Source organism: Ktedonobacterales bacterium (assembly GCA_036557285.1).
GTDB lineage: Bacteria > Chloroflexota > Ktedonobacteria > Ktedonobacterales > DATBGS01 > DATBHW01.
Window position 1 is genome coordinate 49,585 of the sequence record DATBHW010000052.1, and the last position, 23,773, is coordinate 73,357.

At 60.6% G+C, this 23,773-nt stretch carries 27 protein-coding genes and 1 tRNA gene; 13 read left to right on the top strand and 15 right to left on the bottom strand.

What is annotated here, in order from left to right:
* Positions 1 to 248: 248 nt before the first annotated feature.
* On the bottom strand, positions 249 to 1,790 hold the full coding sequence (locus tag VH599_15350) for a hypothetical protein (protein HEY7349691.1): 1,542 nt from the start codon (positions 1,788 to 1,790) through the stop codon (positions 249 to 251).
* Complete coding sequence (locus tag VH599_15355) at positions 1,784 to 2,383, bottom strand: sigma-70 family RNA polymerase sigma factor (protein HEY7349692.1); 600 nt, start codon at positions 2,381 to 2,383, stop codon at positions 1,784 to 1,786. Before VH599_15355 ends, VH599_15350 begins: the two co-directional genes overlap by 7 nt.
* A gap of 51 nt (positions 2,384 to 2,434) precedes the next feature.
* Here VH599_15355 and VH599_15360 point away from each other — a divergent pair, with 51 nt between their 5' ends.
* From VH599_15360 to VH599_15375, 4 genes are all read left to right on the top strand, one after another.
* Positions 2,435 to 2,563 (top strand): hypothetical protein, encoded by a 129-nt coding sequence (locus VH599_15360; protein HEY7349693.1) that lies wholly within the window; start codon positions 2,435 to 2,437, stop codon positions 2,561 to 2,563.
* A 320-nt stretch (positions 2,564 to 2,883) separates the two neighbouring features.
* Positions 2,884 to 4,773: a hypothetical protein gene (locus tag VH599_15365; GenBank protein ID HEY7349694.1), complete on the top strand. Its 1,890-nt coding sequence runs from the start codon at positions 2,884 to 2,886 to the stop codon at positions 4,771 to 4,773.
* A gap of 91 nt (positions 4,774 to 4,864) precedes the next feature.
* Entirely contained in the window at positions 4,865 to 5,827 is a 963-nt protein-coding gene (locus VH599_15370; GenBank protein ID HEY7349695.1) for an MBL fold metallo-hydrolase, read from the top strand.
* Between the two features lie 22 nt (positions 5,828 to 5,849).
* Entirely contained in the window at positions 5,850 to 6,539 is a 690-nt protein-coding gene (locus VH599_15375) for a DsbA family protein (protein HEY7349696.1), read from the top strand.
* Here the strand turns inward: VH599_15375 and prmC are convergent.
* Positions 6,517 to 7,428, bottom strand: a complete 912-nt coding sequence (gene prmC / locus VH599_15380) for a peptide chain release factor N(5)-glutamine methyltransferase (GenBank protein ID HEY7349697.1) — start codon at positions 7,426 to 7,428, stop codon at positions 6,517 to 6,519. The genes VH599_15375 and prmC overlap by 23 nt on opposite strands.
* A gap of 55 nt (positions 7,429 to 7,483) precedes the next feature.
* Positions 7,484 to 8,650, bottom strand: a complete 1,167-nt coding sequence (locus VH599_15385; protein HEY7349698.1) for a transposase — start codon at positions 8,648 to 8,650, stop codon at positions 7,484 to 7,486.
* A gap of 261 nt (positions 8,651 to 8,911) precedes the next feature.
* Between VH599_15385 and VH599_15390 the strand changes: the two genes are divergently transcribed.
* The 5 genes from VH599_15390 (at position 8,912) to VH599_15410 (ending at position 12,994) form a co-directional block, all read left to right on the top strand.
* Positions 8,912 to 10,675: an MFS transporter gene (locus tag VH599_15390; GenBank protein HEY7349699.1), complete on the top strand. Its 1,764-nt coding sequence runs from the start codon at positions 8,912 to 8,914 to the stop codon at positions 10,673 to 10,675.
* Between the two features lie 49 nt (positions 10,676 to 10,724).
* Complete coding sequence (gene murI / locus VH599_15395) at positions 10,725 to 11,564, top strand: glutamate racemase (GenBank protein ID HEY7349700.1); 840 nt, start codon at positions 10,725 to 10,727, stop codon at positions 11,562 to 11,564.
* 100 nt (positions 11,565 to 11,664) lie between these two features.
* Complete coding sequence (locus tag VH599_15400) at positions 11,665 to 11,844, top strand: hypothetical protein (GenBank protein HEY7349701.1); 180 nt, start codon at positions 11,665 to 11,667, stop codon at positions 11,842 to 11,844.
* Complete coding sequence (locus tag VH599_15405) at positions 11,841 to 12,104, top strand: hypothetical protein (protein ID HEY7349702.1); 264 nt, start codon at positions 11,841 to 11,843, stop codon at positions 12,102 to 12,104. Before VH599_15400 ends, VH599_15405 begins: the two co-directional genes overlap by 4 nt.
* 173 nt (positions 12,105 to 12,277) lie before the next feature.
* Positions 12,278 to 12,994 carry a class I SAM-dependent methyltransferase gene (locus VH599_15410; GenBank protein ID HEY7349703.1) on the top strand — a complete coding sequence of 239 codons (717 nt, stop codon included), beginning with the start codon at positions 12,278 to 12,280 and terminating at the stop codon, positions 12,992 to 12,994.
* Between the two features lie 138 nt (positions 12,995 to 13,132).
* Here VH599_15410 and VH599_15415 read toward each other — a convergent pair whose 3' ends face one another.
* From VH599_15415 to VH599_15445, 7 genes are all read right to left on the bottom strand, one after another.
* Positions 13,133 to 13,459 carry a helix-turn-helix transcriptional regulator gene (locus VH599_15415; protein ID HEY7349704.1) on the bottom strand — a complete coding sequence of 109 codons (327 nt, stop codon included), beginning with the start codon at positions 13,457 to 13,459 and terminating at the stop codon, positions 13,133 to 13,135.
* A gap of 465 nt (positions 13,460 to 13,924) precedes the next feature.
* Positions 13,925 to 14,359 carry a divergent PAP2 family protein gene (locus VH599_15420; protein ID HEY7349705.1) on the bottom strand — a complete coding sequence of 145 codons (435 nt, stop codon included), beginning with the start codon at positions 14,357 to 14,359 and terminating at the stop codon, positions 13,925 to 13,927.
* A gap of 42 nt (positions 14,360 to 14,401) precedes the next feature.
* Positions 14,402 to 14,653 carry an exodeoxyribonuclease VII small subunit gene (gene xseB, locus VH599_15425; GenBank protein HEY7349706.1) on the bottom strand — a complete coding sequence of 84 codons (252 nt, stop codon included), beginning with the start codon at positions 14,651 to 14,653 and terminating at the stop codon, positions 14,402 to 14,404.
* On the bottom strand, positions 14,631 to 15,908 hold the full coding sequence (gene xseA, locus VH599_15430; protein ID HEY7349707.1) for an exodeoxyribonuclease VII large subunit: 1,278 nt from the start codon (positions 15,906 to 15,908) through the stop codon (positions 14,631 to 14,633). Before xseA ends, xseB begins: the two co-directional genes overlap by 23 nt.
* Positions 15,909 to 15,931: 23 nt before the next feature.
* Complete coding sequence (locus tag VH599_15435) at positions 15,932 to 16,471, bottom strand: biotin/lipoyl-containing protein (GenBank protein ID HEY7349708.1); 540 nt, start codon at positions 16,469 to 16,471, stop codon at positions 15,932 to 15,934.
* A 66-nt stretch (positions 16,472 to 16,537) separates the two neighbouring features.
* Positions 16,538 to 17,095, bottom strand: a complete 558-nt coding sequence (gene efp / locus VH599_15440) for an elongation factor P (GenBank protein ID HEY7349709.1) — start codon at positions 17,093 to 17,095, stop codon at positions 16,538 to 16,540.
* Positions 17,096 to 17,166: 71 nt separating this feature from the next.
* Positions 17,167 to 18,270 (bottom strand): Xaa-Pro peptidase family protein, encoded by a 1,104-nt coding sequence (locus tag VH599_15445; protein ID HEY7349710.1) that lies wholly within the window; start codon positions 18,268 to 18,270, stop codon positions 17,167 to 17,169.
* A 112-nt stretch (positions 18,271 to 18,382) separates the two neighbouring features.
* Between VH599_15445 and VH599_15450 the strand changes: the two genes are divergently transcribed.
* Positions 18,383 to 19,042, top strand: coding sequence for an Rrf2 family transcriptional regulator (locus VH599_15450; GenBank protein HEY7349711.1), 660 nt, complete (start codon positions 18,383 to 18,385; stop codon positions 19,040 to 19,042).
* Between the two features lie 29 nt (positions 19,043 to 19,071).
* On the opposite strand, the gene rsmA is transcribed toward VH599_15450, so the two are convergent.
* The gene (rsmA, locus tag VH599_15455) at positions 19,072 to 19,995 is read right to left on the bottom strand and encodes a 16S rRNA (adenine(1518)-N(6)/adenine(1519)-N(6))-dimethyltransferase RsmA (GenBank protein ID HEY7349712.1); all 924 of its coding nucleotides are present in this window, start codon (positions 19,993 to 19,995) and stop codon (positions 19,072 to 19,074) included.
* 8 nt (positions 19,996 to 20,003) lie between these two features.
* Positions 20,004 to 20,441 (bottom strand): OsmC family protein, encoded by a 438-nt coding sequence (locus tag VH599_15460; GenBank protein ID HEY7349713.1) that lies wholly within the window; start codon positions 20,439 to 20,441, stop codon positions 20,004 to 20,006.
* A 237-nt stretch (positions 20,442 to 20,678) separates the two neighbouring features.
* Here VH599_15460 and VH599_15465 point away from each other — a divergent pair, with 237 nt between their 5' ends.
* Both VH599_15465 and VH599_15470 read left to right on the top strand, forming a co-directional pair.
* A complete protein-coding gene (locus VH599_15465) occupies positions 20,679 to 21,128 on the top strand; it encodes a cupin domain-containing protein (protein HEY7349714.1) in 450 nt (149 codons plus the stop codon).
* 61 nt (positions 21,129 to 21,189) lie between these two features.
* A tRNA-Asn gene (locus VH599_15470) sits at positions 21,190 to 21,264 on the top strand.
* Positions 21,265 to 21,354: 90 nt separating this feature from the next.
* Here VH599_15470 and VH599_15475 read toward each other — a convergent pair.
* Both VH599_15475 and VH599_15480 read right to left on the bottom strand, forming a co-directional pair.
* Complete coding sequence (locus VH599_15475; GenBank protein HEY7349715.1) at positions 21,355 to 21,801, bottom strand: nucleotidyltransferase domain-containing protein; 447 nt, start codon at positions 21,799 to 21,801, stop codon at positions 21,355 to 21,357.
* A 12-nt stretch (positions 21,802 to 21,813) separates the two neighbouring features.
* Positions 21,814 to 22,173: a HEPN domain-containing protein gene (locus VH599_15480; protein HEY7349716.1), complete on the bottom strand. Its 360-nt coding sequence runs from the start codon at positions 22,171 to 22,173 to the stop codon at positions 21,814 to 21,816.
* A 228-nt stretch (positions 22,174 to 22,401) separates the two neighbouring features.
* On the opposite strand from VH599_15480, the gene VH599_15485 reads away from it, so the two are divergent.
* Complete coding sequence (locus tag VH599_15485) at positions 22,402 to 23,754, top strand: NAD(P)/FAD-dependent oxidoreductase (protein HEY7349717.1); 1,353 nt, start codon at positions 22,402 to 22,404, stop codon at positions 23,752 to 23,754.
* Positions 23,755 to 23,773: the final 19 nt, after the last annotated feature.

The window sequence follows — 23,773 nt, forward strand, 5'->3', positions numbered from 1 at the left end:
CGGCGCTACGGGCTGGCCGCACAGACGGCGGCGGTACAGGCGGTATCCGCCTGGAAGGGCGACGGGAGCAATAGCGCGGCGGTGGGCCGCCAAGATGGCGGCGCTACAAGTGACCTCCCCCGATAGGTGGTGGAAACGCCCGTGGGAGGGCTAAAAGACGCCGATTTTGACCGAACAGGGCTGACATGCGCGTTTCAGGCGCGAGGAGTGTTCCTCGCGCCTGGAACGACGGAGCGGAAGGACACGGGTCAGAATTGATATTGGCTCCAGGAGCCATGCTGATAGTGCAGGAACACCCCGCCAGCGCCAGCAGCCCAGCCCTCATCCGCCGACATCATCGTCAACGTGTAGACGAAGATCCCACGCGGCATTGGCACCCGTTTCCAGCTCCCTTGCGAGTAGTGCAAAAAGAACCAGGTGTTAGCCGTACCGTCGAAAGAGGAACCCTCCGCACCTAAAGCCCAGCCATCGGTCGCCGAATCCATCGAAAGCGAACCCACCCACGTTTCGGTCGTCGTGTGGACGCTAATGAAGGTCGAATCCTTCACCCACTCTTTCCCGTTATAGTGCCATAATAAGGTACCCTTCACATCAGATGGGGGGGCTGAAACGGCCCAGCCATCCGTCGGCGAACCCATCGAGAGTTCAAAGATCTGCGGAACCCTTTGGAAGACTGTCCACAACTGCCCATTGTAATGCAGAATCGTACCCTCGCCCGTTGCCCAGCCATCCGTCGCGGAAAGCATATCCAGCCCGGTGATGACTTCTACGGGCGGCGCAGGCGCCTGCGTCCAGCGTTTCCCATCGTAATGCAGCAGCAAGCTGGTCTCGGCGCCCGCCAGGTCGAGATTGCTGCCACCGACCATCCAGCCATCGGTTGGCGAAAGCATCTGCACCTGATTGAGTCTGGTGTTGCGCATCGGGCTGCCATATCTGGTCCACCTGCCCCCGCTGTAGTGCAGGATGAACGCGGTGGTAGTCCTGCCTTGTTGAAGGTCGCTGCCGCCCCCAACCGCCCAGCCCTCATCGGGGGAACCCATCGAAATGTTAGAAAGCTGCGGATTAGACACATCAAGCTGCTCGCTGCCCGGCGCGGCCACGCGCCACCAGTGACCGTCGTGGTAATGCACAATCAGCGGCGTTGATATGATGGTGGTGGGCTGGATCACGACGGTGTTCGACCCTACGGCCCAGCCTTCCGTTGGGGAAAGCATCTGTATCGCGCCGAATCCGTCATTCTTGGTGGGTACATAGGCCGTCTCCGTCGGCGCCGGTCCGAGTGTGGGTGTGGGGCTGCTGATAGGATGGCTCGTCTGGGTATGCTGCGACGCCAGGCCGTGGCTGACAACGATTGCTGTCACAACGACCATGATCACCAGCACAGCCGCCACTACAGAAAAAATCGAAACGGTTCGCCGTGTCCGACGCGGGCGCATTCTTCGCAAAGGAGCAGGCGCGGCATCCGGCGCTGGCGCTGAAGCAGTATCTGACGCTGGCGCTGAAACAGTCTCTGGCGCTGGCTCTGAAGGTGTGGAACCATCGGGAAGAATCATGAAATCCTCCGGTGCGAAGCGCAGCGATGGCAGCGCGCCGAAATGGCGGCGCAGGTTCGCATCAATGCGCCGATAGGCAGCGTACTCTTGCTGACAATAGGCACAGATAGCCAGGTGTGCGCGTGTCTCGCTGGCCTCCGCCTCAAGCAGCGCCTCCTCGCCAAGCAGTGGCAAAAGATCGGCAAAGAAGACACACTCCGGTCCTGGTGTTTGTTCTGGCAGGTGGCTGTTCAACATGATCGTGGTTCCTTCTGGGAAGGAGCATTCGGTAACGGGAGCGCCTCCTGGGCAAGATAGCTGTGTCGCAGACGCTTCCTGGCGCGCGACAGCCGCTTGTGAATCGTTTCCGTCGAAGCGCCGACAATCTCGCCAATTTCGGCAATGCCAAAGCCCTGCACCACCCTGAGCAGCAGGCAGGCGACATCCTGAGACGCAAGGCGCGCGAGCGCGGCGCGCACTGCTTCGCGCTCGGCAAGGGCATCCTCAAACGTGGCAGCGACAGCAAACGTCTCAGGGGCCTGTTCTTGCTGAAACTCCAGCGATTCCCAACGGATAATTCGCCGCCGTCGCAGCGCCGAAATGCCGCGATGATACGCCGCTCGAAAGAGCCAGCGCCGCGCCGCCTCTGGCGCGTCTCCTCTGCCAAAGGGCGCGGAGCCACGGCGCGCAGCCAGCCAGGCGTCGTAAAACACATCCTGTGCCAGGTCGAGCGCCTGCTCATCGTTGGCAACCAGGCCGCGCAGGAAGCCAACTAACGCTCCCTGATGCCTGTCAACCAGCGCCGTAAACTCTCCTATCGAGAGTGGTCCAGGCGGTAAACAATGATCCATACCGTTCCTTCAATGTCGCCTGATAGAAGCTTCTATCTCTAAGGCGCACGAGTGAACAAAAAAGGGACAGGTGGGTATGGCTATGATACACCGGGCATGAAAGACCACCCCTTCCCCGACTTTCAGGTAGCCCTGCGCCTGTTGTCGGCTCCACCAACTATTGGGGGTTGCCACTTGTAGCGCCGCCTCCCTTCGGGAAGGGCCGCTTGACCGCGCTGGGCGCGGCCATTCTCGCTCGGCTGCGCCTCGCTCGCGCGTCCCTTCCTGGCGGCCACCACTGCGCCAGGGCGCGCGTTCGACCTTGGAGCCAGCGTCCCGGCAGGCCAACGTTGAGCCGCCTGGAAGGCGGCGCTACAAGTAACAGGTCTCGCTTGCTAACACCTCATTTTTGGTGGAACCCCCGTGGTCGGCTCGCTTGACAAGGGGCGCGCCGCTGCGATACTCTGCAAGAAAGATACAGTGCAGCCTGTGCGACGTGTTCATCAACGAAAGCGAGCAGCATGCCAGATAACAGCACGACGACCAGCAGCAGCGGGACGACTCCCACAGGCAACACAGCGACAACAACGCCCCCGGCGAGCGGCGCGGGCAAGCCACACTCCGGGCTGACCGGCCATATCTTGCCGTCCTTCTGGCGAACGAGAGGATCAGCGGCCAGTGCAGGCAGCGGCGGCGCCCCGGCGCCTGTCGCTCCAGACGCAGCCGAAAACTCCACGCCCGCCCTGCCTGCCAGCGTATCGCGTGGGCGCTGGTGGCCGAGTCGCATCAAGCATGGCGAGTCTGTTGGGCGTGCCACCGTGCTGCTTATCGCCTGCGCGCTGCTCTCCCTGGGCCTCTATCTCTATGGGACGCTGCGTTTCCCGCTGGCCGCGCATCTGACGCCGCCACCGCTGGACCTGGGGAAACTGACCAGTTCGCCTTCAGGCCAATACAGCGCCGCTGCGGGGGAGATTTTCTTGCTCTCCATCAGTCTGCTCTTTGGCGCGTGGGGGCTGGTCTGCTGGATAACCGGGCGCATCGAGCGGCAGGCCAAAACCGGCTGGTGGCGCACGCCCTGGCTGCTGGGCGGCGCGCTCTTTGGTTTTCCGATAGTGGCCCTGCTGGCGCTGCTCTTGATGTACCCCGTCACCGCCATTGATGTCTTTGACTACACCTCGCAGATTCGTGTCCTGACGATCTACCACAGCAACCCCTTGACCACAGCGCCGTCAGCCTTTCCCCGCGACCCTTTTCTGCCGTTCAATGGCTGGCCGAATATGCCTGCATCCTATGGCCCGCTGTGGGCGCTGCTCAGCGCGCTGGTCAGTCGGCCAGCGGGCGACCATTTCTTTACCGCCGTCATCGCCCAGAAACTCTTGAGCGTCGCGGCCTGTTTAGGCTGCATTGTGCTCGTCTGGCTGCTGGCAAAGCGACTCTGCCCGGAGCGGCGCTGGCAGGCGTTCGTCTTCTTTGCCTGGAATCCGCTGCTGTTGTTCGAGACAGGCGCCAACGGCCACAACGACACACTCATGATCTTCTTTATGCTGGCCGGGCTGGCTGCCCTGCTGTCTACACGCTGGTACTGGCAAACGCTGGCGCTGCCGCTGCTGGTGGCAGGTGTGCTGGTCAAGTGGACCAGTGTGCTGCTTATCCCGCTGGCGGTGATCTACCTGCTGCGCGGTGGTCGCCTGCGCCGCTGGGGCCTCGTGCCGCTGACAATCGGCGCGATACTGGCCGCAGCCCTTGCTATCCCGGTGATCGCGCCCTTCTGGGATACGGGGCTGCCCTGGGGTGTCTCGCTCCAGTCGGGCCCGTTTACCTCCTCGCCCCCGGCGCTGCTGCACACGCTGCTGGCGCCGATCTATCCGCCCATCAACGGGCAGGATGTGGCCGGAACGGCGATCCAGCTCATCGGGCTGGGCGTCTTTGCGCTGGTCTATCTCTGGCTGCTGGCGCGCCTGGCCTTCCCTGGAATACGCGAACGCCTGGGGCCAGACGCCAGTTTCACGCTGTCCCAGCGGCTGATCGCCGCCAGCCTCGACAGCTACTTCTGGTATTTTGTGCTGGCGACTTTCTGGTTTCAGCCCTGGTATCTGCTCGCGCTCTTGCCGCTGGCCGCGCTGGACCCGCGCCAGCGGGCGCGCACGCGCGGCGCGCTCTTCGCGCTTGGAGCCGCGCTGAGCTACGTGATCTATATCTTTATCTGGATCATCTACTGGCGCGCTAAGCCCTTTTTCACAGTGGCGCTTGTCGCCTGCTTTACCATCTACGCGCTGCCGCTCTTTACACGCGCTCTGGAGGGCTGGCAGACGCGCCAGCGCCTCTATGTCTTGCTGGAGCGCGCGCTCTTCCCGCCCGCGCCCCTTGACGCCGACGCGCCGCGCCGACGTAAAAGCTGGTGGCTGCTCTGATTGGCGGATGCGCCCCGCTGGCTGCTATACTATAGTGCCTGGGAGCGCCCAGCGCGACAGACATTTCTGGAAAGAGAAGGGAACCTGCCTCATGTCCATTGCCGCTACCACCCTGGTCAGCTCGAAGCATTTCCGTCTGGAGCAGGTGGCCGAGGGTGTCTACGCTGCGCTCGCTACCGTTGATGGCGGGGCCGTCTGCAACGCGGGCATTATTGACCTGGGCGATCATCTGCTCATCTTCGATACCTTCCTGACACCCCAGGCAGCGGTAGATTTGCAGGCGGCGGCAGAACGCCTGGTCGGGCGCTCCGTTACCTATGTCATTAACAGCCACTGGCACAGCGATCACACCAACGGCAATATGATCTTTGCGCCCGATACGCCGATTCTGGCTACCGCCAGAACGCGCGAATTGATGACAACCTATGGGAGGCAGGAGATTGACGAAGATCGGCAGCGCCTGGGCGCGGCTCTGGAGGCGCTGGAGGCCAGGATCGCCCAGGAGCCGGATGAATCAAGGCGCAGCAGCCTCAGCGCCAAACTGGCGGCAGACCGCGAATACGCGGCGGCCCTGCCCACACTTGAAATCCGCCTGCCCACACAGACCTTTGAGGATCGGCTGGTCTTGCGTGGCACGCGCCGCAGCGCCGAATTATTGACGTTTGGCGGTGGACACAGCCAGAGCGACGCGCTGCTCTGGCTGCCAGAAGATCGGCTGGCGTTTCTGGGCGATCTGCTCTTTGTGAATCTGCAACCCTGGCTGCCAGGCGGGAACCCGGAGGAATGGCTAGACATCCTGCGGCGCGTGGAAGCATTGGACATCGCAAACGCTGTGCCTGGTCACGGCCTGATTGGGACGCTGGCGGACTGCGCCGCGCTGCGCGATCATATTGCTGCCCTGCTGGATATGACCAGAGAAGCCATCCGCAGCGGCCAATCGTGGGACGAGTTCAAGCAGCACGCATCACTCACGCGCTATAGCGCCTGGGGCAATCGCAGCTTCTTCAGAAGAAATCTGAAGTTCGTCTACAAGCGCCTGGCCGGGCAGGTCTGACACGCATAGAGCGAGGAGTGACATGGAGACGCCTTCTGAGCTACCAACCATAGAGGTTTTTTCTGATCTTCACTGTCCCTGGGGCTACCTGGCAGCGTTTCGATTGGGCCAGTTGCAGCCAGAATGGAGTGGGAGCGTGCGCCTGGCCTGGCGTTGTCTGCCGCTGGAAGTGGTTGATAGCCGGGGGACGCCCAAGCATACGCTCGATCAAGAAGTTCCCTATTTGCTGCAAATCGAGCCGGATATACCGGCGCGGCCCTGGCGGCGGGCGGAATGGGAGTATCCTGTGACGCTGCTGCCCGCGTTTGAGGCGCTCAAATGCGCCGAGGCGCAGGGGGATGAGGCCGCGCTGGCCTTTAACTGGGCGGTGCGCCGGGCCTTTTTCGCCGAAAGCCGCTGTGTCTCCCTGCGCCATATCTTGATTGATATTGCCCGCGAGGCCGGGCTGGACCTCGCCGCGTTCGTCAGCGACTTCGACAGCGGGCGCTATAAGCATCTGGTGATGGAAGAAAGTGACCGGGGCTGGAACGCGCTGAAGGTTGCGGGCAGCCCTACGCTGGTCCTGCCCTCTGGCGAGCAGCGGCCCTATCCCGCCACGCCCGAACTGCTTTGGGATGCTGAAGAGCATGTGATCGGCATCAAGCCCAGCGACTATCCCGAAGGCGATCCGCTGGACATCTACCGGGCTATTATTGCTGAGGCGCTGGCATAACGCGAATCTCCACCAATCGGTCCCAGCCCGCGTAATCGCTGATGAAGCGTATCTGAGCGCCCGGCAGCGCCGATGGGATCAGGTCGGTCAGGCGGGCGCGCTGATTATAGCCGTATTCCAGCAACAGCACCGCTCCCGGCTTCAGCAGCGGCGGCGCGCTCGCCAGGAGGCTGCGGATAGGCCCCAGGCCATCATCCGCGCCAAAGAGGGCCAGATGCGGCTCGTAGTCGCGCACGTCAGGAGCCAGAATCTCTTGCTCGTTATCGGCAATATAGGGCAGATTCGCCAGCAGCAGGTCCACCGGCTCCGGCAACGGCTCCAGCAAATCACCCTGGAGCAGCCGCAGCCGCGACGCCGCGCCCAGCCGCCGCGCATTCTCCTCGGCCAGCGCCAGCGCCTCCGCCGAAATGTCCGTCGCATAGATCAAGGGCAGGCGCGGCTCGTGAACCGCCAGCGCAATGGCAATCGCTCCACTGCCCGTACCAATATCCGCCACGCGCAGACCGATCAGCGCCTCTGGCGGCGGGCGCTGATCGGTCTGCGCTGCTTCCCCTCTGCGGCGTATCTCGGCCAGCGCCATCTCTACCAGCAGTTCTGTCTCCGGGCGCGGGATCAGGGCGCGGCGGTCGGTCAGAAAATCCAGGCCCATAAACTCTTTGTGGCCGCTGATGTAGGCTACCGGCTCCCCCTGAAGCCGTCGCGCAATCATGGCCTCATACGTCGCCTGCGCTTCTGGCGGCAGCGCCCGCTCAGGGTGGGCGTAGAGCGCCGCCCGATCAACCTCCAGCACAGACGCGAGCAGCACCGCCGCGTCCAGATCAGGGCTGCTGATCTCTGCTGCTCGCAGGCGCGCCCGCGCGCTGTTCAGCGCCTCTCGAATGGTTGCCATGCGTTCCTCCTCGCTGGCCCATTGTGAAGTACCCCAAAGCTTGCGCGAGGGGCTTCTACGACCCCGTAGAGTCGTGGGCCACTTCCTGGCCTCGGAACAAAATGTTTAACGCTGCGTTGTGGTCGCGGTCCAACGAGCAGCCGCATTCACAGGAATGCCAACGCTCGTCTAACGCTTTTTGCACGACCCGACCACAGCCGCTGCAAAGCTGGCTCGTCAGAGAGGGATTCACGAACAGCACCCGTCGTCCGGCGCTTGCAGCCTTGGCGACACAATACTGTTGGAACTGTCCCCAGCCAGCATCCAGAATAGATTGATTCAGGCCAGCCTTGGCGCTGGCTCCATTGGGCAAGTACTGCTCCTCGTTGTCGGGGTCCGGCTTGGGGTCGGGCGCCGCGCTCATATTCGTGATCGGCAAGTCTTCCATGACCAGCAGCCCGAACCGATTCACCAGAAAACGAGCGGCTTTGTGGTGAAAGTCCTGGCGCTGGCGCCGGACCGTGCGATGCGCTTTTGCGAGCGCGAGCGCCGCCCGCTTGCGCCGATGGGAACCGCGCTGCTTGTGGTCCTTCGCCTGTTGCAAGCGCTTGATGCGCTTGAGACCCTTGCGGTAGTGACGCGGGTTTTCAATCGACTCGCCAGTGGACAACGTGGCAAAATGCAGTACGCCCAGATCAATGCCTACGGCATCCTCGCAGGGCGGCAATGGCTCCTCTTCCACCTCGCAGGAGAAGGTGACATACCAGTGAGTCACGTCTCGCTTAATCGTGCAGGTTTTCACCTGGCCTTCCAACGGACGGTGCAGGCGAACTTTCAGGTCGCCGATTTTGGAGAGCGTCAGGACATTGCCAGCCAGGGCAAAGCCCGCTTGGGGATAGGTGAAGCTGTCATAGCGGCCCGCTCCCTGGAATCGCGGATAGCCCGGCGTCTCCCCGTTTCTGATACGCCGGAAGAAGGCGGCAAAGGCTTTGTCGAGCCGGCGCAAGACATCCTGCAAGACCTGGCTATAGATGTCTTGATAGGCGGGGTAGGCTGCTTTGAGTTCGGTGAGTTCTGCTGCCTGTTGCGTGTACCCCAAACTCGCGCGGCGCATCTGGTAGAACGCCTTGCGCTGTTCCAGGGCGCTGTTGTACAAGTGACGGCAGCGGCGCAGCACAAAGAGCAGGTGGTGCTCCTGCTGGGGCGTCGGGTAGAGCCGGTACTTGAATGCTTTCCTATACACCCTTTTGCGCCTCAATAGACTGTTTGATGATGCGAGGAGGAGCGTCGCCTACCGTTGAGACAAGGCATTTGGGATGGTCGTCTGCTTTCCGCATACTCGTATTATACAGCCCTTATGCTGTATAGTGTCAATACCAGCGGCCTTTGATAATCTCACCCCGTACTCTTGTCCCGTTTTATTGACCTTCTCTGAGCGGCTGGCCTATAATGAAAACTCAGTGTGTTGCGCCGCAGCAGAACGGCAAGCAGGAGAAAGCATCTAATGGAGAGACCCCGACGACGGAGAACCCGGCGACGACGCCCCAGAGGGCGAATAGAGCGCATACTGATTAGCTCTGATTTTGCCTTGCTCTGGTTAAAGCAGAGCGTGACCGCGCTCTGTGATGCGCTCTTTGTCGTCACGCTGATTATCTGGCTCAGTGACCTGACTAATTCGCCGCTCCAGGTGGGGCTGGCGCTGGTGGCGCTGGGCGCGCCTTACGCGCTCTTCGGGCCATTCGCCGAAGCCGCTACCGAACGCTGGAGCCGCCGCCGCACGATGTTTGTCACGGATGTGGTGCGCGGCCTGCTGACCTTCTTTCTCTGCGCGACGGTCCTGCCGGTCTTCACACCCAGGCGCGCCCTGGCGGTCATTTATCTGCTCTGTTTCTGCATCGGCCTGATGAGCCGTTTCTCGCTGGCCGCGCAGCGTTCGGCCATCACTGCTGTGGTTCGTCCCAGCGAACACCCGCGCGGCATCTCGCGCATCCAGGGCAGCGTCGCCATCATGACCATCGCTGGCCCCATCCTGGCCGCTATGCTCTTTCTGATGCTGGGGCCGACGCCTATCCCCGGCTTGATCGTGGCAGGCTTCCTGCTGCTGCTCTCTGCCGGTGGCGCGCAGGCGATGGATCAGCAATTCACGGCCAAGGTGCGCGCCGTTCAAGCCCGGCGCAGACGCCGCGCTGCCGATCAAGATGCAGAAGAGGAACCTGACGCAGAAGCCGCCGAGGAGGACGAAGAGGAATCGTGGACCCGCAGCGTGCTGCGCAGCGGCATCGCTGACAGCGTGAAGGGCATCCGGCTGGCGCTTCGACAGCGCCCCTTTGGGACCATTGCCAGCATTGTAGCCCTGATTGCTTTTGTTGGCGGCACCTTCAATGTGCTGGAAGTCTTCTTTGTCAGCGCGTACCTTGGCTACCCCGGCGCCTATCTTGGCCTGCTGGTGGGCGCCAATGCAGCCGGTGTCTTGCTGGGCAGCGTCTGGTTCAGGCAGCTTGACGCCCATGTATCGCCCATTACCACCTTCATCTACACGGTGCTGGGCATGGGCTTGACCACTGCTGGCTTCATCTCCAGCCGTTCCCTCAGCATCGCCATCCTCTGGGCTGCCGCGATGGGCCTCACCAACGGGATGGCTCTGCTTGCCGCGCAGACCGCGCTGGTCGAAACGGGCGAGCGCAAATATTTTTCCCGGCTCTCTGTCGGCTACGAAACGCTGACCGCACTGCTGGGGAATGTCGGTATCCTGCTGGGCAGCGTTGCCGCGCTTTCCATCTCCATTGGCATCATCCTGGGCGTTGCCAGCGGGCTGGTCATCTTCGCAGGAATATCCGCCTGGCTGGTTCTCTCAGGCCGGGCCGCCCGATTCAAGTACCGCAGGGCGGCTGCTCGGAACGCAGAAGAACCGGAGAGCGATTTTGAGCCGATGGAAGAGGGGGCCGAGGGCTACGAACCAGGAGAAGGTGAGCCTGCTGAAGAGGAGGCCGCCGATTTTGACGAAGCGGGCGAGCAGGAACAAGAAGAAGAACAGCCGATGTATCAGCCGCCCTCGCGGCAATTTGGTCGTCGCTGGGCGAACGGCGCGAGCAGCCAGAATGGCGCGAACTACGATGAGGCGGAAGAACCATTCTATGAGGAGGACGGAGCGCAGGACGACGCAGACCAGTGGGCGCCTGCCGAGCCGATAGAGGAGCCGCCCGCCCCGCGCCGCTCGCTGCGCCTGCGGCCCTGGGAACAATCCGGTGGCCCTGGCCGCAGCCGTTAGCGCGTGGGCGAATGAGACGTATACCGATGGCAGGAAGAGGGTTGGAGCGATGACCGACACAGCGATGAGTAAGCAGGGCGCTATCGGCGTCTTCGATTCGGGGACCGGCGGGCTGACCGTTCTGGTAGAACTCATGCGCGCGCTGCCGGATGAGCGCTTCGTCTTCTTCGGCGACACAGCCCATTGCCCCTTTGGCAAACGCAGCGCCGATGAGATTCGCTCCTTTGCCGCCGCTGCCTCGGAGTTCTTCCTGAGCCAGAACGCCAAACTGATCGTGCTGGCCTGCAACTATGCCTCCGTCGTCGCCAGGGAGAGCCTGCGCCAGCGTTACACTGTCCCCTTTGTGGCGGTGGTGCCAGCCGTGAAACCGGCCTCGCAGGTCACGAAGACTGGCAAGGTGGGCGTGATGACAACCGACGCCGTTTCGCGCAACCCGCTCTTTCTGGCGCTGGTGGAAGAACTGCGTAACGGCGTCGAAACGATCACCATTGGCTGCACCCGTCTGGTGGAACACTGCGAGGCGGGCCAGTTCGACGGCCCCGAAGTCGAAGCCACGCTGCATGGCTATATTGACCCATTGCTCGCCCAGGGCGTGGATACCCTGGTATTGGGCTGCACCCATTTCCCCCTACTGCGCTCTGCTATCGAACAGGTCGCTGGCCCTGGCGTCACCGTCATTGACAGCGGCGTGGCTGTCGCCCGGCAGGCGCGGCACGTCCTCGAAGAGGGGCAAATGCTGCGCGAGAGCAGCGCGCCCCTCAGCGACGAAGCGCGCCTGCACGTCTATTGCAGCGGCGATCCGCTCGCCTTCAGCGCCGTCGCTTCCAGCATTCTTGGCCGCCCCATCCTGGCAAAGCAGGCGCTGGCTCCAATGCCATCGGGCCAGTAAAGGGCTGAGCGCAAATCGGGATAACCTTTCGGAAAGAAAACAAAACACACCCCAATCATGATATACTTATGGCAAGCTAACCGATGAGAGTGGTAGACTTATGACGGAAGATGAGCAAAAAGTGATCGCTCAACTCATCCTTGAGCTATTACAGGCAGAACGGCGCTGGAACGAATTATTTAACGATCCACGTTCAGAGAAGGCGCTTGATGAAATGGTGGCTGAGGCGCTTGCAGAGGATGCAGCAGGTTTGACACGCGACCTGGACGAGTTGTTGTGAAATCGAAAACGACCCGACGATTTCGGGAATTGCTCGATGCCTTGCCGCAAGAGGCGCAGCAGCAGGCACGCGAAGCCCACCGACTCTTCCGAGCCAATCCTTCTAGCTTACACTTTAAGCCCTTGAACAGCAAGCACCCTCTCTCCTCTGTGCGGATCGGAATCCACTACCACGCCCTCGCTTATCGCAAACCTGACCATCTTCTGTGGTTCTGGATCGGCACACATGCCGAGTATGACAAAATCATTGCTCGCTTCTAGCCAGTCTGACCCGAAACAAGAACCAGGGGAGAAAGTCATGAAATGTGTGATCTGCAAACATGGCGAGACACAGCCCGGTACAACAACCATAACGCTTGAGGGGGAGATAGCTGTAACAGCCTCGCGTAAATCCCTGGTAAAGAACTCTTGCGTCAGAAGAAAGGAAACACCTGATGCAACCCAAAATTGATGCTTACAATGATTTTGCCGCTCAGTATGCTGCATACACCAGTGATCGGGAAGGGAAGGAAATCAAGGACGACCCGTTTCTCTCGTTGTTTCTCGAAGTCGTCGGTGATGTCTCCGGCTTAACGGTGTTGGATGCGGGGTGTGGTGAAGGGTATCTTGCCCGCATCCTTGCCAGGCGGGGAGCTACTGTGGCAGGAATAGATATTTCCCCACGCCTCGTCGAGATCGCCCGCGCGAAAGACTCGGAAGGCAGGATCACCTATCAGGTGGCCGATCTCAGCCAACCGCTGCCTGCCTATCATCAGCACTTTGACCTGAGCGTGAGTTGGTTCGTCCTCAATGACGTTGCCGACTACCGGGGCTTTCTCTCGACCCTGGGGTCCGTCGTCAAACGGGGAGGCCGCGCGGTGTTCTTCCTGAATAATCCCTACTCGATGGTGCTGCGCGGGCAAGTCACCAACTACTTTGACTCTGGGAAAGCGTTTCCCTACCGAGGCATGGCAGAGGCAGGCGTCCACGTCTATTATTATCAGCGAACCTTTGAGGAATATCTGAGTGCCTGCTTCGCGGCAGGATTTCAATTGCAACGCCTGGTAGACGTTCCCTCTCCCGAAGGCACGTTTACACGGACCAGCGCCACGCTGATTCCCATCGGCTATCACTTCCCCTTCTTTTTGATCCTGAGCCTGGTGAAGCCCTGATGTGAGGAAGAAGCTACCGAGCAGGAGTGCAGGTAGATATTCGCCAATACGTGGCGGCATAGAGGAGAGAAGTATAGTCTGCTTCTGAGAACCCTGCCCCCAAGGGTTTCTCGTTCCTGAACGATAGCGAGCTGAAGCTCAGGTTGAGGAAACAAACGTTGCTGTGATGGGTGTATCATCTGGTTCCGCTGGACGCAGAGTGATTTCCGCTTTTAGGCCCAGGGCGGAGAGCAATTCTGTAATCGTCTCAAGAGTAGGGTTGGCTTCATCTCCGGTCAGAATACGGGTTACAGCTTCGCGCCGTCTTCCCATTCTTGTGGCTAGCTCTTTCTGCGTTATATGCAGCGACCTGCGCGCCTCCTCAATGGCGTGCAGCAAGTTCAACGCTGCATCCATCTCACGAAAGCCAGCAGCGAACTCTGAATCTTTCATGTCTTCTTGCAGACGCTGATGAAAACGGCTCATAGCTGGTGCTCCAGTTCAGGCTCTTCAGGGCTAACCCTGCGTGTTCGCTGATAATCCTGCCAATAAGCAAATGCCAGCTTCAGATCAGATTTTGAGGCAGCCTCTCCACCACGTTTCACGTACCTGTGCAGCAAGACGGCTCTTGCGCTATCAAAACCAAACAACTCGCGTCCCAACGACTGGCTATGAATGGCGCGAATCTCCCATAATCCACTATATCCTCTGCACGCTTCGATGAGACCTCCACCAAGGTGAGGCCCATACTTTTCCAACTCCAAAGCAATGCGTCTTATCTTGGCAGCAAGTTTCGGGTTGCTACGCTTCAGCGTATCCTCAAAGAGTTCGGCGGGCTGTAGCCCATCCGCTTGCTCGTAATACTCTACCGTCCATCCCATGAGAAGATGGTAACATAAAAATCACCAATTTTCAATATCCGGCCCCTCGCCTTCATCACTTCCTGGGGTCTCATACCGTCACCAGAAAGCCCACCAGGAAGCCCAGGACAGCGCCGATCAGCACTTGAAAGGGCGTGTGGCCGATCAGTTCGCGCAGGCGCGCCTGCTGAATCCCCTTCTTATCGAAGTAATCTTCCATCATCTGATTGAGGATGCGCGCCTGCACGCTCACCGCGCGCCGCACTCCGGCGGCGTCATACATGACAATCGCGGCAAAGACTACGCACACCGCGAAGACCGGCGAATCCAGGCCCAACTGCTTCCCGGCGGCAGTTGCCAGCGCCGTCACAAAAGCCGAATGCGAACTGGGCATGCCGCCAGCCCCCGCGATATATTGAAAATCAAAGCGGCGGTCACGAATCAAGGCGATCAGCCCTTTGGCAACCTGGGCAAGCAGCAACGCCAGCACAGCGGCAATCAGGAGTTGGTTTTGCAGGAGCGCCATAGCACCTTCCCAGCGTTGTAAGGCGTGACCGCGTGACGGCCACTAATGCTCACTCTCAAACGACGCCAACGTCAGACTTCCCGCGCTATCGGTGAGGAGCTGCTGCACGCGCAGTTCGGCGTCATCCAGCAGGCGCTCGCAGTACTGCGCCAGCTTCATACCCTCCTCGAAATGGGCCATCGCCTCATCCAGCGAGAGATCGCCACCATCCATAGCCTCCACCGCCTGCTCCAGACGCTCAAACGCCTCCTCGAAGGTCAGCCCGACAAACTCATTCTGCTTCTGTTTGGTCATCCTGCTCGTCCTCCGCGACTAGATGCCAGACCACGCTGCGAATATGCCCATCGCGCACCTGAATATCCAGTTCCTCCCCTGCTTCCACCTGATGCACGCTCTTCACTGTCTGGCCGTTGGCCTCGCGGCGCACCACCGCGTAGCCGCGCGCAATCGTCAGCAGCGGGCTGAGCGAGTTCAGATGCAGCGCCGCGCCGCGCAGACGCTCGCGGCGCATCCCCAGTACATGATCCAGGCGTTCGCTCATCGTGCGCGTGGCCTCATCCACCTGCTGGCGAGCGCGGGTCAGGCGGCTCATGGGACTGGCGCGCACGAGATCGCGCTGATACCCGGTGAGCGCGCCGCGCAGCAGTTCCAGCTTACTTTCCATCAACTCGGTCAGGCGTTCCTGGGCATCGGCCACCGAACGCCGCCACTCAGCCGCGTCAGGTACCGCCGCGGCGGCAGCGGCGGTGGGCGTGGAAGCGCGATAATCGGCTACAAAATCGGCGATGGTAAAATCGGTTTCGTGGCCTACGCCGGTAATCACCGGCAGGCGCGAGCGGTAAATCGCGCGGGCAACCTCTTCTTCGTTAAAGGCCCAGAGTTCTTCCACTGACCCGCCGCCGCGCGCCACGATAATCACATCCGCCGCGCCATGCGTGTTGAGCAGGTCAATGGCCGCCGCGATTTGCCTGGCGGCAGCTTCGCCCTGCACCAGCGTGGGCGCCAGAATCACGCGCACCAGCGGGCAGCGCGTGCGCAGCACCCGCAGCATATCGCGCAGCGCGGCAGCCTGGGGCGAAGTGACTATCCCAATCACACCTGGTACGCGCGGCAGCGGGCGCTTGCGCTCTTCAGCAAACAACCCCTCAGCCTCCAGGCGCTGTTTCATCTGCTCAAAGCGCAGATGGAGCAGCCCGACGCCAGCCTCTTCGATTTCCCCCACGACCAGTTGATAGTCGCCCCGGCTCTCATAAAGGGTCAGCCGTCCGCGCGCCAGCACCGCCATACCATTGCGCAGTGTCACCGGGGCTGGCGCGAGCAGCGGCGCAAAGAGATGGGCGCGCGAGTTGTGTGGAGCGCCCGCGCGACGAAACATCACGCAGCGCAGTTGCGCGCCCTCATCCTTGAGCGAAAAATATTGATGCCCGGCAGAAGACTGCGAGTAATTAGAAATCTCGCCCTGCACCCAAACGTCCTGCAAGAGCGGGTCTGTCTCCAGCACCTCTTTGAGATAAAGCGTCAACTGGCTGACCGCGAAGAGTTGCATCATCTACTCGCTGGGGGCTAGAACGGCTAAACAGTGGTATCAATAGTCATCATATGCTGACCGTATTCCACCGGCTGACCGTCTTTAACGACAATCTCCACCACTCGCCCGGCGACTGGCGTCTCGACTTCATTCATCACATTCAGCGCCTCGACCGCGCCGACGATCTGCCCCACACGAACCTGATCGCCTACAGACACGGCGGCCTTGGAGCCGCGCTTCAAGCTGACTCGAAATGTACCCACCAGCGTCGCTGCCACCTTCTGGAGCGTTTCCGGGGCGGCTGGCGCAGACTCGGCACTCTCTGGCACAGCCTCTTGCGCCGCCGCAGCCACCGCAGAAGCATTCTGGTCCTCCATAGCCGCCAGTACTGACCCGGCCCCAACGAGCGGCGTAGGCTTGCGCAGCGTCAGCCGCAGCCCCTCACTCTCGCGTTCAATGGTCAGTTCATGGACATCACTCGTATCCATCATCTGAATCAGCCGACGCACCTGCTCCACGCTGATGCTGGCATCTGGAGCGGTTGACGCCGCTGAAACCCTGGACTCGCCTTGCTCTTTTACCATCGCGCCCCCCTGTTCGCGTCATACCATACCGATCTGTATGCCTGCTGACGAAGCAAGCAGAAACCGCTATACCCGCTCCAGATAGGATGCGGTATCGGTTTTCACCCGGATCACATCGCCCGTACTGACAAAGAGCGGCACCTGCACCGTCAGGCCCGTCTCCAGCGTGGCTGGCTTGGTTCCGCCAGTCGCCGTATCCCCCTTGAAGCCCGGCTCGGTATAGGTCACGCGCAGGTCCACTGTCGCTGGCGGCTCCAGCGACAGTGGTTCCTCATTATAACTGACCAGCTCAAACGTCAGCCCATCCACCAGATAATAGCGGTTATCGCCAAGCTGCGCCGTCGTGAGCGGAATCTGCTCGAAGTTTTCGGTATCCATGAAATAGTAATGATCGCCATCCTGATATTGAAACTGGACCGGGCGCTCATCCAGGTCCACGCGCGGAAACTTTTCGCCCGAATCGAAGGTGCGCTCGAAGATGGCTCCCGTGCGCAGATTGCGCATCTTCACACGCACAATCGCGCCGCCGCGCCCGATCTTAATATGCTGCCATTCGATAATGCTCATCAATTGACCATCCAGGTCAATGGTCGCGCCGCGCTTCAGATCGCCCACCGAGATCATCAGTTGTCCTCCTGCAAGACCAGCTTCGGGGCCAGCAAACTCCAGGGCGAGGAGTACGCTGGCCGCTCCTCCTAAGCATTCAGTACCAGTTCTTTTGGCGCGCGGGTCAGAATATTCACACCCGTTTGGGTAATCACGCCCATATCTTCAATGCGCACACCGCCCCAGCCGGGGATATAGATGCCAGGCTCAATCGTCACCACCGCTCCCACGCGCAGCGGCGCGTCGGAGTTAAAGCGGCTCATGCGCGGGTATTCATGAACCTCCAGGCCAACACCGTGACCAGTGCCATGCACATAATATTCGCCGTAGCCCGCCTGCTCAATTGTCGCGCGCGCCAGCGCATCGGCAGCCTGGCCCACCAGGTCCGCGCGCAGCCCCGCCTCGCAGGCCATCTGCGCCCGCAAGACCACCTCATGAACCTCGCGCAGTTTGGCGTCTGGCTCGCCCAGGCAGAGAGTGCGTGTCATATCCGAGCAATAGCCCTGATAGCGCGTACCCATATCTATCGTGATTGGCTCGCCTTTTTCCAACTTGCGCTCGGTTGGCGTCGCGTGCGGCAGGGCGGCATTTGGCCCGGAAGCGACAATGGAGGGGAACGACGCGTCTTCGGCTCCCTGCGCCAGCATAAAGCGCAGAATCTCCCAGGCCACTTCTTTTTCCGTCAGCCCTGGGCGAAGCCAGCCTTGCAGGTGGGCAAAGGTCTCATCGGTAATCTGCTGCGCCTGCCTGATACGCTCAACTTCGCCTTCATCTTTGCATTCCCGCAGCGGTTCGACGACATCGTTCAGCGCCTTTAGCGTGAAGGCATCTTTGCTCTCAGCGAGCATGCTTTGATAGATCGCCACCGAAACCCGCTCGGCCTCGAGGCCAACCGTCTGCCAGCCTTGCTGGCGGATCGTTTCAGCGAGGATGGGGCCAAATGCGGCCTGGCGAATGACCAGCGGCACATCAGGCGCTTCGCGCGTGGCCTGCTCGGTATAGCGCCCATCGGTGACAAGCAGCATTCTGTCGCTGCCGATGAGCAACTGACCGGCAATATCCAGACCTTCATCGTGGGCATAAAAGCCGCTAAGATAATAGCGGCTCATATCCTGAGTAATCAGCAGCGCATCAACCTGTAATTCCGCCATCCTCTGGCGCAAGCGTTCGACGCGCTCGGCAGGTGTAGACATTCGATTCTCCAGTGGCAGATAAGCTGAAGCTCGCGGCCCGGCCATGCTGGCAGCGCAGCCCAAGAACATGAGGTAGGGTGGCAAACGTGTGCCTTACAGGATGCCTTAAAGTGTGCCTTTAGAGAAGTATAGCACACCGGATGAGGGACCGTTTCTCTCGGCAAAGTTGACACCTGACGACCAAATAAGGTATTCTAATGTTGGATACATCTATCGCGTAGGCCAGGAGCAACGCCTCAACTCTAACCATTGCCATCGCCCGAACGCTACCCAGGCTCAGGTCAGTGGACGATTGGCTCATCCGTTGTCTGACGACGCGGAAGGGGGAACACAAGTGAAACTGACGATGAAGAGCGACTATGGTTTGCGGGCGGTCCTTGATCTGGCGCACTATTACGGCCAGGGGCCGGTGCAATGCAGCGATATTGCGCACAGACAAGCCATCCCCGAATATTACCTGGACCAGTTGTTGATCTGTATGCGTAAAGCAGGGCTGATTCGCAGCGTGCGCGGCCCACAGGGCGGGCATTTGCTGGCAAAGCCGCCCACGCAGATCATGATGGGCGAAGTGATTCAGGCGCTCGATGGTTCGCTGGCCCCTATGGAATGTGTCACCGACCCCGGCTCCTGCAACCAATCTTCAGGCTGCGCGCTGCGCGAAGTCTGGCTGAAAGTTGATGAATTCACCCAGCAGTTGGTCATGAGCACCAGCATTGAAGAACTCGCCCGGCAGCATCACGTCGCTCCTGCCGAGGCGATGTATGACATTTAGCTGATAGCGTCCCCCAACGAACCAGCCGCTCACACCGTATCCTGGGACGCCGCCGCCAGTTTCCCCCATTCCTCCAAAGAAAGCGTTTCAGCGCGGCGGCGAGCATCAATGCCTGCCATTGTGAACCAGCCTTCCACCACCGGGGCCGACTCGTTCAGGCCCAGCATCAGCGCGTTGCGCAGCGTTTTGCGCTTCTGGCCGAAGCCCGCGCGCACGATCTGAAAAAAACGCTCGCGCGCCGCATCCTCCAGCGCGAGCGGCGGGCGCTCATAGACATCAATGCGCACAATTGCCGAATCAACCCTGGGCGGCGGATAGAAGGACGAAGCGGGTACGCGCGCGATCAGGCGCGTCTGGCCGTAAAACTGCACGCTCACCCCCAGCAGGCTCAAATTGCCTGGCGCTGCCGTCAGGCGCTCGGCCACCTCCTGCTGCACCAGCACGACCATCCGCACTGGCGGCTGCGCGCATTCCAGAAAATGGCGCAGTGTCGAAGCCGTAATGTAATAGGGCAGATTCGCCACCAGCGCGTAGGGCGTCCCCTGAAAAAGAGCGCGCGGCTCCACTTCCAGCAGATTGCGCGGCAGAACCTCCACATTGCCCAGCGGAGCCGTCACCTCGCGCAGAATCGCCAGCACATCGCGCTCGATCTCCACCGCTACCACGCGCCCGCCCGGCCCCACCGCCCGCGCCAGCGCCACCGTCAATACGCCCATCCCCGCGCCGACTTCCAGCGCCGCCGCGTCAGGGGCCAGTTCCGCCGCCGTCACGATGCGCTCCAGCGCCTGGCGGTCCTCCAGCCAGTATTGCCCAAACGTCTTTTGCGGGCGCACGCCATATCGCTGAAGCAGACGCCGCACCACCGCCGGATCGCTCAGGTCAGGCACAGCGGAGAATCTATCGCTCTCGTTCTGACGCTCCTGCGGCTCTGTAGGTGGTTGCGCTGCCATCATCTCATCCTTCATTCCTGGGGCTTGCGCGGCAGGGATACCGCTTGCACAGTGGAAAGCTGAACCGGCGTTCCCATCCTCAGAGAGTTCGGGATTTCGGCAACGCGATCTGTATGCTCCATCAACGCCTGAATCTCCGCCTCGCTCGCCTCCGCTTCCACTTTTGCTGAAAAGGTCACATTCTGGGCGCGCACCGGCTCACCGCCCCAATCTCCGCTGACCTCAACCTGCACGCTTTTGACCACGATCCCCCGTTTGGCGGCCTCACGGTAAATATCGTTGCAATAACAGGCCCCAATCGAAAGAAACAGCAGTTCGCCACCACTGTAACCAAGCCCCATGCCCCTGGCCTGTTCCGGGCGGTCAATCGTAAGCGTGCGATTGCCTGCCCAGCCAACCGCCGTAGGGGCTTCATGAACTGTGCGAACGTGTACTGTCAACTGCGCCATTGCATCTCTTCCCTCATGGACAATACTTGCCCGTTTTCCACACTGCGCCTTTCTGGCTATCCTGCTCATCCGGCAGATGCTGGCAGTGTGATATATTCCTGAAGGCATTGTCAATATGATGCGCCTATTGGGTTCTACCAAAAAGCGGGGGCCACCTGTAGCGCCGCCGTCTCGGCGGCTCAACGCTGCGCCAGGGCGCGCGTTCGCCCTCCGGGCCACGGCGCCAGCAGGCCACCGTTGGCCGCCGAGACGGCGGCGCTACCAGCGGCAACCCCCGATCATTGGTGGAACCCGCCCATTGTAATGCTTATCTGGAGGGCTACACCGATGCAAGCTTTCGAGCTTTCCCAGCTTCTCAGCGCCCATGATCGCGCCAGCGTTCGTTATACAGAGTTTCTGCGCCATCCCTCGCTCAGCATGGGCCTCTATTCGCTCCCCGCTGGCGCTGTTGATCCCCAGCAGCCCCACAGCGAAGACGAAGTATATTATATTGCCAGCGGCCAGGGGTCTATCCGCGTGGATGGCGAAGATCGCGCGGTGCAGGTGGGGTCTGTCGTTTTTGTGGCGGCAAACGTGCCGCATCGCTTCCACAGCATCACCGAGGATTTGAGCATCCTGGTGTTCTTCGCGCCCGCCGAATACACCCTGGCTGCCAAAACCGGGGAACATCCGACCTCAACCTCTTGACGCGGGCTGCAATCACATAGTATACTGTATGCGTTACCCCCAGACGGGGCCGTGAGCCTATTCCTCGGTAGCTCAACGGTAGAGCAACCGGCTGTTAACCGGTGGGTTACAGGTTCGAATCCTGTCCGAGGAGCCAAATGCCTGAGAAGCCAGTTCTCAGGCATCTTTTTCGCCTCAAGCGAACACAGTTGGCAAAGCAGGACAAAGAGCGCACACACCCATCCGTTCAGGCCGAGATCGGCTGGTGCAACAGGCGCTCTACTTGCCCAAGCCAGTGTTCGTAGGGTCGGAGCGACTGAAGCGCGGCGGGAAGCTGAAGCCCTGGACGCAGGTAAAGGAGTATCCCATCCTGGGCAACCTGATCCAGCAGGTCCGCTGGGAGATTACTGGCCTGGAGATCGGTTCGCAGGGGCGAGAACGGCCAGACATCATAAATGCTGCTAGCTTCGACGACGATAGCACTCGCCTGGCTTCGCTGCTCCCAATCGCATAGCAAGACAATCAGGTCAGCATCGCTGTCTCGATGCGGTTCCAGGCGCGCGGTGGACCCGTAGAGCACCAGGGCCGCAATGTTCGAGTCCGGGGCCTGGGCCAACTGAACCAGGCGCGTGATTTGCGCCAGCAATCCCGCATAGCCTCGCTGATAAAGCCGCCGCTGCTTTGGGTTGAGCATAGGAACTCCCTTCTAGGAGCGACAGGACACAGCCCACGCCTGAATACGCAGCAGCAAGGTTCTGGCCTGCTCCGCTTCCTGCTGATCGACGCCCCCACCATACAGCCCGCGATTACGCAGTTCTTCCAGGTCTTGCCAGGCTTCGCGGATAGCGGGCGGCGCGTTAGCATCGCGCAAAACTGCCGGGTGTTTGCTATGTTTGTGTCCATAACGCTGCGGGTCGTGTCCAAGCCACTCCAGAGCGGCGCAAACATAATGATGGGCCGCTGCGTGACAGGCGCTGGCGATCATATCGCTGTCCTCGCCCACATCCAGCCGCTGCTGGCGAACAAGAAAGTGTTCGGCTTTACGGAAATGATCGCTGGCTTTCATCCCGGTCCCTCCTCAGACAGTATATCAGGCCAGCGGGGCAGGCTACAAGGGGCTTGATTACAAGATACATATCCCTTATCTCGATCTCGTCCTGGCGCTCTTCGTTTCAGGCTCAATAACATGATGCGCTGCGGCTTCTGGCATGGCTCTTGCCGCGCAGATAGCAGATTCACCACCACTCAGCAGGACTTTGACGGCGCCAGCGCGCCCAAACCACAGGAGCAGGACATGAGTACATCAGGACGCCCCAAAATCGTGATCCTGGGGGCAGGCTTCGCAGGCGTGTATGCTGCCCAAGAATTGGCGCGACTCCTGCCTCGCGCCGCAGATGGGGAGATTACCCTGATTGACGAGAATAATTTTTTCGTCTTCACCCCCATGCTCACAGAAGTCGCCGGAGGCCAGCTTGATACGCGCCATATCGTGATCGCCATTCGCCACTTTTCGCGCCGCATCAATTTCAAGCAGGGACGTGTCGAACACATTGATCTCCAGAACAAGCGCGTGACCATCGCTCTTGGCCGCGCGGAAGATGCCTTTCCTGATAGAGAGGAAACGCTGGAGGCCGATCACCTCGTCATGGCGCTGGGGTCGATCATCAACTATCATGGTATACCAGGGTTGCCCGAAAACTCCCTGACCATCAAAAGCCTGGGCGATGCCGCCGCGATCCAGAACCGCGCGCTGGCCCTGCTGGAACGCGCCGACGAAGAGCCAGACCCGGACCTGCGGCAAGAACTGCTGACCTTTGTAGTTGGCGGCGGCGGCTTTTCCGGCGTCGAGACGATGGCCGCCCTGAATGATCTCGTCCGCGAAGTCGCGCAAAACTATCCGCGCATCATGCCCAGCGACATCCACACCATCCTCATCCACGCCGGTGATCGCCTGCTGCCAGAGCTTAATGAAAAACTGGCCGCTTATACACTCCAGAAGCTTGAGCAGCGCGGGGTTGAGGTCAGGTTACGCGCCTCCCTCAGCGGGGCAAGCAACGACTATGTGGAACTGAAGGGCGGCGAGCGCATCAAAACCCATCTGCTGATCTGGACAGGTGGCGTCGCTCCAAGTCCGGCAGTCAAAAACCTCGATTGCGAGCGCAGCCATCGCGGCGGCATCGTAACGGATGAGTGCTTCAGGATAGCAGGTCTTGCAGGCGCCTGGGCCATCGGCGATTGCGCCGATGTTCCCCAGCCTGGGAAGCAGCAGCCATATACTCCTACGGCGCAGAACGCCACACGCGAAGGAAAAATCCTCGCGCGCAATATTGTGGCGACGCTGCGTGGAGAAGCGCCCCAGCCATTTGTCTATCGGCCAATTGGCGAACTGGCGATAATCGGCAAGCGCACTGGCGTGGCAAGCGTCTATGGCATGTGCTTTTCTGGCAAACTCGCCTGGATCATGTGGCGCACCATCTATCTCGTCAAGATGCCGCGCTTCAGAATGCGCCTGCGCGTCGCAGTTGATTGGACCGACGATCTCTTATTTGGCCGCGAGATTGCCGAACTCCCCGCAAAACCCAGCGTGCCTCCCTCGAAGCCGCCAGCGCCAGACCAGCCAACAAAGCGAGAACAGGTCGTCGCCTGATGTTCCCGCAGCCCTTGCT